We start from the raw sequence: 13117 nt of genomic DNA, 5'->3' as shown, positions 1-13117 counted from the left end.
GCTGCTGCCAATAGCAGTTATTAAGATTGCTTTATGTTAGTCAATCAAACCGACATAAAGCAACCAACACTTGCCGTTGATTTTTGTCCTGCTTGGGGCGATCGCGCTGTTCTACGTTACTGCCGCCTTTGAATGTGAAACGAGTGTTTTACAGCCGCGTCAAATTTTAGTCGTCAAGACGTATTCTAATTCAAGAATACGGCACCATTTTTCTCAATTCTCATTGCACTTTTATCCATATTCACGTCGGTTGTTTCCTTGAAGGAAAGTTGCAACATACCTTCTTGAGAAGATCCTTGTGGTGTCACCATCAACAGTCCTTTATCCTGACGGTAGAAAGTAACCGTTACAGGAGTGTTTAAACCTTGCAGCATCACCTCAGATTTACCTTGCAGGGTTCGCGGTGCTGTATCGCCAATTACTTGGTAGCTAATAGGTGCGGCTGTTTGATTTACCAAGCGGACACCTACTTTGCCACTCATGGGCATTACCATTGCGACAGCGGGTTGTTGCTGTTGTGGCGATGGTGTTTGGATTACGGAAGTTTGGCTTTGTTGTGTAGAGTTGGTGACAGCACCAGATGAATTAGTCATGCCTTGTTGCGATCGCATCATCGACGACTGGCTGTTATAATTGTAATTCTGCGATGTGCTTGTTCCATCAGGCGTTTCACCACCTACACCCATTGTTGTTTGTTCCGGTGTTGGATTCGCAGAGGTGTTGTTGCGAATAGGAGTTTGCCCTTGCATTCCCATTTTTTGAGTGAAAGCATTAGGGGGACATCCTTGAGGAACCATAACTCGATTATTGTGTGGTTCTTCGTAAAAAATCCGAGGGCAAGGATTAATTTGGGGAGTAGATTGTTGAGCGATCGCCGCATGTGGAACTGCTGGCAAACCAATAAGCAGTCCGCCAAAAATAGTGCCTAGCAATTTCGCCGAATTCTGCCAATTCTGTTGATGTTTATTCATTTATTTATTCTCCAAAATCTTTACGTTTGATATCTTAAAAAATATTATTTAAATGTTAGCTAAGAAATAATAACCTTGACCTCTAACTAATAGGTGAATAAATCAAAACCGGAAAGTTTTTATTTCAACCTTAAGTAAAATGTAAATCTATCATTAGTTATAGTTTTGGTAAAAATTAAGAGGTAAGAATTGCTGAAAATTCCCACCTCCTAACTTTATATTTGATTTACGCTTCTTCCCACATTTTGCGAACTAGATCGGGCAACCAGCTAGCAATTTCCTGAATTCGTTCTTGTGATAGTTCGTCTTTAGTGGCAGAAAATATTGCCATGACTACCTTTTCGCGGTCAGCATTAGGTGGCATTGTACCTTCATTAGCGACCCGAAATAAAAAGCGATCGCTATCAATCTTAAAGATACCAGGACCATCCCAAGGTGGACGCACCCGACTTAAAAATCCGACAATTGGATTTGTATCGTGCCAGAGTTCGGCAATTTCCATTTGTAGCGCTTTATCTTCAGTTTCTTCGGCTGGTTTGTGCAGTTCCGCTTCTACGCGATCGGCAGCTTCGGTACTCATCAAATCGCGCATCACCCGGAATGCGACTTCTGTGATATCTCTAGCATCGAAGATATCTGGCAAACCACCATTCACCATCACCTTTTCCAAAAAGGGCAAATCTTTCTCAGCGATTGGTGCAGATGAACGTGAGTCTGGGTTTTTCGACAACTTATCCTCATAGTTGTCTATCAGATTACGCCCTTTATCGGTTATTTTTGCCTTCTGAAAGCGACCATCGTTTGTAAACTCAGCATTAATGTACTGATTTTGATTTAGGTAATCTAAATGAGCTAATAAATCTGCTTCTGATAATTTGTTTCCCGAAAAATCAACTTCATGCAATTCTTGCCCACTTTCGGCAATTTTTTTTAGTAAATCGTAGAGCTCGTGTCTGACTATAGAAATTGGCATCTAACCCTCCACAAATGCTTTTATATATGCGTTTTCGCCGAGTGCGATTTTTACCAATAGCAAGCTAGCAGTTTGAATAACTACTAAAAGAAACTTCAGCAGTAGGAATTTCAAACCGCTAGAGACCAAATTGATGGCTCAAATCTCATGGCTTCGCAATATAAATTACAAATTAAATTTATACCTTTGCATCTGTCACAGGAAACAATTGTCTGTTAAAAAACTAAGACTCAAGAGTGATTGGTAAAATGACAGTGAAGGTGGTGCCTTTGCCAAGAGTGCTTTCAACGTGAATTTGACCTTGATGGGTTTGGACAATAGCTTGAGCGATCGCGAGTCCCAAACCCGAACCGGTGGCAGTTTCGCACTTTTTATTTGCTGTATTGTGGGTACGTGCTGGATCTACTCGATAAAAGCGATCGAACAAGCAAGGTAAAGCCTCGCTGGGAATACCAATCCCCGTATCACTCACTTTAATTTGCAAAGCGGGGCTATGACGTAGCCGAGAAACCGGATTTATTGCCTCAATCCGCGTCAATTCCACATTTACCCGTCCACCAGATGGCGTATACCTTAAAGCATTGCCAATCAAATTTGTGAACAACCGCACTAGTTGATCCCACTCGCCCACAAGTGTAAACCAATTGTCGAGCAATTCAAGGTTAATTTCCGTAGCTGGGGGGTCAATTAAGTTTAAAGTTAGAGTGATGTTTTTTTCCGCAGCTAGCAGATGTTGTTCTTCAATCACTTCCATCAGCAAAGCATCAAGGGGACAAGGTGAAAAAACATCTTTGCTAATACCACTATCTTGCCTTGCGAGAAATAGTAGATCGTTGACTAACTTCCCCAAACGCTGCGTTAAGCGTTCTACTATTTTTAATTGTTGGCGATAGTGTAAAGAAGTAGGATTTGCATCTCTCCATTCCAAATCATTGAGAGCAACTTGCACATTAGTTTGAATTAAAGCGATCGGACTTCTCAGTTCGTGAGAAGCATCAGCTGTAAATTGTTTCAGACGTTGGTAAGACTCACCCACCGGTTCCATTGCCTTACCTGAAAGAAACCAACCACTAGCACCCACCGAAAGCACCATCAACCCAGTACCCCATGCCAAATCAAAAATCAACTGACGACTCGGTTTAGTCACCTCAAACCAAGGATGACTAACACGCAGATATCCTAAAACCTGCCGTCCGACTTCCACCCGTTGCGTAACTTGCCGCAGCAACATCGGGGGGGGAGTGGGGAGTGGGGGAGTGGAGGAGGGGAAAGACAAGGGAGAGGGGGAAGCAGGGGAAGCAGGGGAAGCAGGGGAAGAAATTTCCCCTTGTCTCCTTGTCTCCTTGTCCCCTTGTCCCCCCACTCCCCCCACTCCCCCACTCCCCCACTCCCCCACTCCCCTAACCACACGCACAGTCTCACCCATGCGGTTAACATGAATAGGAATATTCAGCGGTTGAGATAAAGTTGACCAAATTAATTCACCAGTCGGACTAAACCACTCTAAGTCGATATGGTCATCTTCTACCGTGTCCGCATTGTTGGCAAAATTAGCTGACACATTAAGCCGGAACTGACTTAAATTAGGCTTTATCGAGTCAATCACAAACGTAGACGCGCAACGACTTGTCGTTAGACATCGCTCTACTACTTCCACCACATGATTCAAAGTATCGTCAATCCGCTCAATCAACGTACTGCGGACATATAAATACACCCCACTAGCAAACACTAGCAGTAGTACCGCTGTTACAGCAGTGTACCAAAGAGCGAGACGGCGACGAGTAGCTTGAAACATACTTGTTAGTCATTAATCATAAATAATCAGTTTTTCTTAGTTATTACTTTAAATGTTATTTACTCTGCCTACCGAAAAGCAGAAACCATTAAGCGCAGAGTAGAGTAGGCATTCATTTTTTTACCCGCAAACAGCGCGACTTTAGTTGCTTCTTCTCTTTTGGCAAAGGGCACTGAAATCTAAGTTACTATTAATGCTTTTAGCTGAGAATATGTCTTCAGTGCTATTACTGAGTATATTTGGGATTAACCTCCTCACAATTCCATATTCTCACTGAAGTGGTCTTTTAGGTAAACAGGTTAAATTCTTCTTGTAAAGACGTTACGAGGAGAAATTAATAATTATCAGCAAGTTTAACTACTAAAAATTCCAACGAGAATAATCTAAGAAGGAATTTTTTATTGTTTAAGGCAGCGATCGCTCTCTTTTTTTAGTTGGTTTATTAAGTTACATTTTCTTGCTAATAAATTCAACACAAATAATGCATTGGTATTACATAATTTTCAATTTTTCAACAAAGGAGGTGATGTTTCAAATAGTTTAAATTTCAAATGCAAAATTTCAAATGCTAACAACTAATGCTGGCACTCATCCTGGAATTACGACTGTATACAACTTAAGTAGTTTTTCCAAGATAAGACAGTTATCAATGCACTCTCGGGCTTACCAGGGAATCTCTATCAAACAATAATTAACAAAACCCGATTAGTTTGAATGAGTGAGAAAACGAGAGTTAATCACATTTACACAATTGACACTACCTACACCTCGGAGAGATTTTTGACATCATGAAAAACAAAGTTTTAGTTATTCTAGCCGCTAGTGCTACCGCTTTGGGCACCGCCATTTTTGCAGCACCTGCTCATGCGGTTGATCAAAATGTACAGGTTTCAGTTAGCGTCGATCCAGTAATTTACTTGCGTACTTTCAAAAACATTGATTTGCGGATTAGCCAAGGAGAATTAGGTGGAAAAGACGGCGATCAAATTCAAGAGAAAACAGACGGTTCTACTCTAATTACCAGAACTACTCCAGATGCACTGAATAGTGGTGCTGCTGGAAATAATACTTCTGCTGAGAAAACCGTGAAAGAGTTATTCGCCGTTTGGGGTAATTCTCCAACAAATATAAAGGTAACAGTTGAACCCGATGCAACGGCAGACATGCTCTCAAACAGTCAAACCGGAACTGCACTGAGAAAGGCAAAAATGACAGTTTCTGAGGTCACTGGAGACAAAGAGGGTCCTTTTAATGAGAATGGTGATCCGAAAGTAGGAGGAGTAAAACTGAAATTTCAATTTTACGCTAGCAATGGCACCACTGAAGCAAAACCGACAGCAGGTACTTACACCGGAGGCATACTGAAAGTCAGAGCAATATCAAATCCATAACCAAATTTAAGTAGTGATAATTTCTGGTGCAGGCGTTTCTTTCGCCTGCTTCCATTATCAATTAGGCACAAAGTAATCTCAGAACAAGTATTGAGAAAAACGTCATCTGTAAACTTTGTGTGCAAAATTTGTAAAAGGTCAGTTTTGATACAATGAACCGCCAACGCAATTTTCAACGCTGTTTGGCTATGGTTGTCGCACTTGTTGCTTTGCCCCAACCTCAAGCTTTTGCACAATCCACACCTCCTCCAGATCCAACAAACACTTGTCAACTGTCTGTTTTGCCCCAACGACTGCCAATAGAGAAACTTAAGTCTGAGGAATTATTAACTAGGGCAACCGGTACGGCAACAAATCTAAACGAATTACTAGCCCCTCCCGACTTATCATCCTACAATTCGAGCATCACCCGCCAACTAGAACAGCTTTGGAGATTGCGGGTTCCTACAGATAAAGTTTCATCTGTTACTTCTAATTATCACTTTGACGGCTCTAGTGCAAACAGTAATCCGTTTAACGCTAACAACGTTGTTCTAGAACCTTTGTCTATTCAGAGAATATCAACAGACCAAAACACCAACACCACCGTAGTGCAGGGAGGTGTGAGGTTGCAATTCCGAAGTTTATCCAGAATTAGACCCGGTAGCTATTCGGGTGGCTTAATAGTAAGCGTGCAATACGAGGGTTGCTCATAGGAGAGCTTGAAGGGTGAGTGTGAAGTTAAATGAGTTTTTTTGTGTGAGGAAGTTAAAAGTTCAAATGTTCCGAAAAACTACAGGTATCGCGCTAAGTTTAATTGGGGTCTTAGCCTTGCCAATGTCTAGCACCACCGCGATGGAAGTTGGTGTTAGTCCACCCCGATTTGAAGTGCAAATTAATGGCAAAACGCGCTCTCAGTCAATTAACATCAAAAACTTTTCTTCCGAACCAGTGGAAATGAGGGCTTTCATCGGCACTTGGACGATGAGTGAAGACAACCAAGTGCAAGAAATTGAATCTAGTGAGCAATCTCTAGATCAGTGGATTGTCTTCACTCCCTCTAGATTTACCATTCCACCCCATAGTTCTCAAACTGTACGCTTCGCTATTCGTCCGAAAGTCAAGCCTGCGGCTGGTGAACACCGCGCTGTGCTTTATTTCGAGGAAATTCCTTCGGGCAAGCAAGATCCACAATCCGTTACTACCGTCGGTCGCTTAGGTATTATTATTTATGGCTATGCAGGAGATATCAAACGAGTTGGTGTCCTCAACTCTGTGAATGTGGACGCTAAACCAGATCAAGTGACAGCGGTATTTGATGTTTCCAGTACAGGTAATGCCCATGTCCGCATGAAGGGTCAATATGCAATATACCGTGCTGCCAACTATCCAGGAGCCTCGGCAACAAAACCCCTATCTAATACAGGCAATTCCAAGGCAAAACTTCCAGATAATGTATTAGACGTGGGTTCTTTAGAATTACCTCCAGTTTTACCCAGTAATCGTCGTCAGTTGTTGCTGTCCATAGCCAAAAAATTACCTGCTGGAAATTACGTCTTGGATCTCAATGGCGATTTGAGCGGTACGTCAATTGATAAAGGCATTCCCTTCACAGTTCCGGTTGCGACTGGTAACGCGCAGCCTGCAACTAAGCCTGTAACATCTTCTAAAAAATAGCTTTTGCCGTTACAAAAATTCCTTTCAGGGTGTGTCAAATCAACACACCCCTAAATCAATTTGCTTGTCTATTTAACGCAACAGGACAAGGGGAATATCTCATAAAAACTTTCCCCATCTCCCCATCCCGCTTACAGTTCACAGCCTAGATATAGGCTGGCTATTGCAACCTTTGTGCTTACGTATGCTCTACCTAGCTTTACCACCTGCGCCCCCGCCAATTTTCATTACGTTGACACCTGAACAGGTTGCTAACAAATCGGATATAGAACAAATTTTTGCGGCTGATTCAATAAAAACCTCGCTACAAAATAGTGCAACTAAAGCACAAACTAAGATTTGTCGATCGCCACAACTTCCGCCTCATAAATCCGATCTTGTCAACAACTTATTAGGGAAAATGCTGGCGGCTTCTAATCAAGCAAGAGAAGCTATAGTTTGCAGCACATCCCAAAAGAAAAAGTCGGTAATTCTAAGTTTCCAAGCACAAAATCAGAAACAAAAACAAGCAAAAGGTTTTTTACCAGCCGCCGACCAAAAAACAGAAAATACTACCACCGCACCAGTATCAAGTTCTCCTGAAAATAGTTCACTTACACCTAACATTGCGACAGTTGACGAGGAAGTAACAGCCTCTGCAAATATAGAACCTCAAAATACTGCAACGCCAGCAAATACAAATACTATTTCTGGTGAGCAACCTGGGTATCAAAAGTTAATTAGCAGCTTATCTAATAACAAATCTGCGGAGAAAAATACGATAGGTAAAATTCTTTCAGCAGTGCAAGAATTAATTAGCGTTTCTCTTTATGCTTCGCTAAATAATATTGGTAATGATGCGGTAAAATCAGATAATCAACATTCTGAAGAAATAGCGATCGCCACTCCTGAAGTTTCTACTTCTGGACAAACTACAGATAATAAAAAGCCAGAATATAACAGCAGCAATAGTGTTACCCAAGAAATTGCTACTAACACAAATGCACAGACAGGAAAAATTCTGGCAATTGTGCAGGAACTAATCAGCGTTTCTATATCTGCTTCCTTAAATAATAAGCTCAAACCAGATACAACAACTTCAGAAGAAATAGCTAGTTCTATACCGCAGGAAACATCTAATTCCACAGAAAACACTAATTCCTTAACAGCTAACAATAATAAAAATCCAGAAAATAATATTGCTAATGCTTCTAACCAAGAAAAGGTAGCAGCAAACAATAATATTACTAATAATGACAGTAAAAATACGTTAATAGAAAAACTTACCGGAAAAGGTTCTATCCAGCTAGCCAAATCTCCCGATGAGCCTTTTTTGGTGGGTGTAATTATCAACGGTCGAGAAGTAGGTACTTTAGATATTATTCAAGAGGGAAATACTCTTCTAATTCCTCTAGAAAGCTTTGGTGAAATTGCTGGATTTAAGGTAGAAAATACTGATACCGCAACCCAAGTAAAGACTCCTTTAGGAGTTGTCAAGCTACAACCGAATTCTTTAAAGCAAATTAATGGTATTATATACATTATTAAGTCTGCACTTAAAGATGAATTAAGCATAAATGTAGAGCTGAACACTGCTGATTTAAATTTGCTTACAGACTTACCTTGGCGGGGTGGTAGTGGACAATATCGAGCAAGAGCGGCTGATTTAAAACCAGAATTTTTTGCACCTAGCAGCGGACTTTCAAACTTTAGGCAAGAGTTAAATATTGATACTAATGGCGGAGATACAAGCCTACGTAGTTCTTCACTTTTGGGTGGTAGACTAGGAGGATGGGCATATCGTTTGCGCTTAGATAATAATTTTGTCGATCAACCAGACGTTTCTGAATACTTTTTATATAAACATAGCGGTCGATTTCTTTATCAATTAGGACGGCAACAAGTAGGGTTACATCCGCTGTTAAATGGCATTGATTTAACGGGTTTTCAATTCGGTTATAGCAATCTTCCAGAAGGAAGCTTTGGTAATAGTTATAGTGCAAATGAGCTTTTGTCCAGACGATCTAGACCTATACAAAGTTTTCGTGGTAAAGCTGAACCAGCAAGTTTTGTACAACTGAGAGTTGGTGGTTCTGTAGTTGCTCAACAGCAGGTAGGATTTAACGGATTATACGAATTTGTTGATGTCAATTTGCCTGTCGGTCAAAGCAATGAAATTGAAGTTTTGATTTTTGACCGCAATAATTTACGTGTACCCCGCGAAATTAGAACTGTCAGAATTAATGCCTCTGATTTGCTACTTCCCGCAGGTGGTAATGTACAGTTAGGTGGGTTAGGTTTTAGCGGAAATTTAGTCCAAAATGGTTTGTTTGGAGATATCAATTCTGATTATCAGGGTAAACCAGTTGGTTTTTATCAATTGCGGCAAGGACTTTCAAGTAATTTAACTTTTGAAAGTTCATTACAAGCGGTTCCCAATGCTTTGCAAAGTCAAGCTGGTTTAATTTGGCGTTTGGCAAATCCAGTGATTTTATCTGCAAGTGTTGGGACTTCTGCTAATAAGCTTGGTTACTCGGCAGATTTAGATGTGCAGTTAAACAGATTGGAAATTAATGCTAATTCTCAATCATTACCAGAAGGATATAGATTATTTAGAAACTCTACACAATTATTTAATCATAGTCTGGAACTAAAATATCGCTTCGGTAATACTCTCAATTTGGGATTTCTTGCCCGCAATCGCAAAGATGATAGCAGTTCTGCTAGTTACATTTTACCTACTTTTTCAGCCCGACCTTTTTCAACATTATCTTTAAACGGTAGACCAGATTTTGACGGACGGTATTTATTTAATGCTTTCTATCAGCCAAATAGATTAACAAGATTCTCTTTTAATACTTATGGTGATGCATATATTTCCGATTTAACTTATAACTTAAGTAATACTTATCAGCTATCTTTTGGCAATGAATTTGGTGGCAATTCAGCACCTCGTTACTCTATAGGTATTGGTCATAATCCCAGTGACCTGAGGGCACTCAGTTGGAATTTAGGAGTGTCATATAGAGATGGAGAAATAGGACCGCTTGCAGGTGCTAGTATGCAGGTTCTTCCAGGGTTATTTGCCAGAATTGAATACCAAGGCATACCCTCCAGAACTAGAGGCAATTTTGGCGGATTTGGCGACGATCGCCTGAGTTTATCACTGGTATCAGATTTATCTTTTGCCGGGGGTCGAGTCGCCCCAGCTAACTATAGCGGTATTGGCAAAGATCGCGGGGCGATCGCTGGACGCTTAGTCGTACAAGGTGAAAACAAAAAGTTTGATTTAAGTGGTTCTAACGTCCGCGTATACGATAAACGCAACCAAAGTGTCGGCGCAGCTAGAACCGATTCTTCTGGTAACTTCTTTGTCGGCAACTTGCCTGAAGGTAACTATATAGTTGAACTCGAACCTGATGAATTACCTGTAGAACTCTCGATATCGAAAACTTCTACAGTCGTTCAAGTCGCTACCTCTGCTGTCACTAAATTAGATTTCCCCGTTAGACCAGAATACGGTGTAGCCGGACGCATCACGGATGTAGCAGGTCAGCCTATCGAAAAAGTGCGAATTGAACTCATCAACTCTGCCGGTGTCCGCGCTTTATCTGCAATAACTGACCAATTTGGTCTTTATCGCCTTGATGGAGTTCCTGTAGGTAAGTATACATTGCGGGTTTCTCCCCAAGATTCACTCAACCCCAACGATACTTTACCCAAACAACAAGTCGAAATCAAGAGCGAGTTTGTTTATAACCAAAATCTGCAACTACCTATTTCTGCCGCAGCGAAGAGGAAATGAGATAGGGGGATAGGGGGGACAAGGGGACAGGGAGACAGGGAGACAGGGAGACAGGGGGACAAGGGGACAAGGGGACAAGAGGACAGGGGGACAGAGACATGAGGAAAGGATCAATTAAAAGTCATGAGGATTTGGAAGTTTATCAAGTGGCATTTGGTACAGCCATGAAAATCTTTGAATTGTCTAAAAAGTTTCCCGTAGAGGAACGATATGCATTAACAGATCAGATGCGTCGGTCATCTCGTTCTGTGTGTGCCAATTTAGCTGAGGCATGGCGGAGACGTCGTTATGCAGCAGCTTTTGTAGCTAAATTAAATGATTGTGAAGCAGAAACTGCTGAAACTCAAACATGGATTAAATTTGCCGTTAAATGTAATTATTTAGATATTGAGTCTGGTAGAGAGCTTTATGCTACTTACAACCAAGTTTTAGGTAGTTTGGTAAGTATGATTAACAATCCTTCTGTTTGGGTCATAGAAAAATAAACTAACCTCCCCCTGTCCCCCTGTCTCCCTATCTCCCTCTCCCCCTGTCCCCTTGTCCCCCTGTCTCCCTATCCCCCTTGTCCCCCCTCTCCTTTAGAAGCGATCGCTCGATTTAATCTACTATATTTATTATCTAGTTAGATGGGTTACGCTTGTTTATCCCTAGGTAATTATGCCAAAATCTAAGAAGATCGCTCAACAAGTAAATCTTAGTGACCCACAATATTACCTGAACCGCGAGTTAAGCTGGTTGGAGTTTAATCGCCGGGTGTTGCATGAAGCTTGTGATGAGCGAACACCCCTTTTAGAACGCCTCAAATTTTTAGCGATTTTTGGTTCTAACCTGGATGAGTTCTTTATGGTGCGCGTTGCAGCATTAAAGCAACAGGTAGAAGCAAAAGTCAGCCAGTTAACTCCTGATGGTCGCACACCGCAACAACAGTTAGATGATATTAGTTTGAGCTTGCGTCCTGTGGTAACGCAACAGCACCAACAGTTTGAGCAAGTATTAAAACCTAAGCTGGCAAGTCATGGTATCCATATCCTGGATTACATCCAATTGACTCAAAAACAGCGAAGTTATCTAGATAATTATTTTAACGAACAAATTTTTCCAGTTCTGACTCCGCTTGCCGTTGACCCCAGTCATCCTTTTCCTTACATTTCTAATCTCAGTTTGAATCTGGCTGTTGTCATCAAAAACCCAGAAACTGAGGAAGAATTTTTTGCTAGAGTCAAAGTCCCGAAAGTCTTACCGCGATTTTTGGCTTTACCGCCAGAGTTGGGAATTCACCACGATGGACAACCTGCGAATTGGACTGGTGTACCTTTAGAACAGGCGATCGCTCATAATCTGGAATCTCTATTTCCAGGCATGACTATTCAAGAATATCATCCCTTCCGTATTACTCGCAATGCTGATTTGGGACTAGAAGAAGATGAAGCTGACGATTTGCTGTTGGCAATTGAACAAGAACTAAGAAAACGCCGCTTTGGGGGAAATCCGGTACGGCTAGAACTTCAATCCCAAACTCCGGAAAGCGTGCGATCGCGACTAGTAGAAGATTTAGAATTAGCAGAAAGCGATGTTTATGAAGTAGACGGTCTTTTGGGACTGCGGGATTTAATGTATTTTATGGCATTGCCCCTGTCAGAACTCAAAGACGAACCGTGGCAGTCTGTAGTACACCCACGTTTGCAACGGATTAAGGAAGCACGTATAGAACCAGGTGTCTCAGGGGTAGAGGATGGCAGAGACTTTTTTTCGGTGATTCGGGAACGCGATTTACTCGTACACCATCCCTATCAATCTTTTTCTACCTCGGTAGTACGTTTTATTACCCAGGCGGCACACGATCCGGGAGTGTTGGCGATTAAAATGACTCTTTACCGGACTTCTGGTGACTCACCAATAGTTAATGCTTTAATTGCTGCGGCTGAAAATGGCAAGCAAGTATCTGTATTGGTGGAACTGAAGGCGCGATTTGATGAAGAAAATAATATTTATTGGGCAAGGCGATTAGAAAGAGTTGGTGTTCACGTTGTCTATGGTTTGGTCGGTCTGAAAACTCATAGCAAAATTGTCATGGTGGTGCGCCGCGAACAAGACCGGATTATGCGCTACGTGCATATTGGTACTGGTAATTATAACTCGAAAACTGCACGACTTTACACAGATTTTGGCTTGTTCAGCTGTCGGGAAGATTTGGGTGCTGATGTTACAGATGTGTTTAATTTTTTGACGGGATATTCTCGGCAAAAGTCTTATCGCCAGTTGCTGGTTGCACCTGTGAATATGCGCGATCGCTTTTTGGCACTAATTCATCGCGAAATCGAGAATGCTCAAAATAAATTATCCGGGCGCATTGTTGCTAAAATGAATTCTCTAGTAGATCCGCAAATTATCGCCACTTTATACGAAGCTTCTCGCGCCGGAGTGCAAATTGACTTAATTGTGCGCGGTGTTTGCTGTTTGCGCCCAGGTCTTAAAGATATCAGTGAGAATATTCGCATTATTAGTATTGTCGTACGCTTTTTGGAACACTCCCTCATTTTCTAC

9 protein-coding genes are annotated in these 13117 nt (G+C 41.5%); 6 read left to right on the top strand and 3 right to left on the bottom strand.

What is annotated here, in order from left to right:
• Window positions 1-185: 185 nt before the first annotated feature.
• From AABK37_RS03335 to AABK37_RS03325, 3 genes are all read right to left on the bottom strand, one after another.
• Window positions 186-971 (bottom strand): hypothetical protein, encoded by a 786-nt coding sequence (locus AABK37_RS03335; RefSeq protein ID WP_432550187.1) that lies wholly within the window; start codon window positions 969-971, stop codon window positions 186-188.
• A gap of 226 nt (window positions 972-1197) precedes the next feature.
• Complete coding sequence (locus AABK37_RS03330; protein ID WP_432550267.1) at window positions 1198-1665, bottom strand: DUF2267 domain-containing protein; 468 nt, start codon at window positions 1663-1665, stop codon at window positions 1198-1200.
• Window positions 1666-2167: 502 nt separating this feature from the next.
• A complete protein-coding gene (locus tag AABK37_RS03325; RefSeq protein WP_432550186.1) occupies window positions 2168-3742 on the bottom strand; it encodes a sensor histidine kinase in 1575 nt (524 codons plus the stop codon).
• Between the two features lie 788 nt (window positions 3743-4530).
• On the opposite strand from AABK37_RS03325, the gene AABK37_RS03320 reads away from it, so the two are divergent.
• The 6 genes from AABK37_RS03320 to ppk1 all read left to right on the top strand — a co-directional run.
• Window positions 4531-5133 (top strand): hypothetical protein, encoded by a 603-nt coding sequence (locus AABK37_RS03320; RefSeq protein WP_432550185.1) that lies wholly within the window; start codon window positions 4531-4533, stop codon window positions 5131-5133.
• A 152-nt stretch (window positions 5134-5285) separates the two neighbouring features.
• A complete protein-coding gene (locus tag AABK37_RS03315; RefSeq protein ID WP_432550184.1) occupies window positions 5286-5828 on the top strand; it encodes a hypothetical protein in 543 nt (180 codons plus the stop codon).
• Between the two features lie 64 nt (window positions 5829-5892).
• A complete protein-coding gene (locus AABK37_RS03310) occupies window positions 5893-6789 on the top strand; it encodes a fimbrial biogenesis chaperone (protein ID WP_432550183.1) in 897 nt (298 codons plus the stop codon).
• 184 nt (window positions 6790-6973) lie between these two features.
• A complete protein-coding gene (locus tag AABK37_RS03305; protein ID WP_432550182.1) occupies window positions 6974-10573 on the top strand; it encodes a carboxypeptidase regulatory-like domain-containing protein in 3600 nt (1199 codons plus the stop codon).
• Window positions 10574-10671: 98 nt separating this feature from the next.
• Window positions 10672-11058, top strand: a complete 387-nt coding sequence (locus AABK37_RS03300) for a four helix bundle protein (RefSeq protein ID WP_432550181.1) — start codon at window positions 10672-10674, stop codon at window positions 11056-11058.
• 172 nt (window positions 11059-11230) lie between these two features.
• Window positions 11231-13117: polyphosphate kinase 1 (gene ppk1, locus AABK37_RS03295; protein WP_432550180.1), on the top strand; the 1887-nt coding region annotated here is incomplete at its 3' end.

Source organism: Tolypothrix sp. VBCCA 56010 (genome assembly GCF_050875635.1).
GTDB lineage: Bacteria > Cyanobacteriota > Cyanobacteriia > Cyanobacteriales > Nostocaceae > Hassallia.
This window is presented reverse-complemented; position numbering and strand designations above follow the sequence as displayed.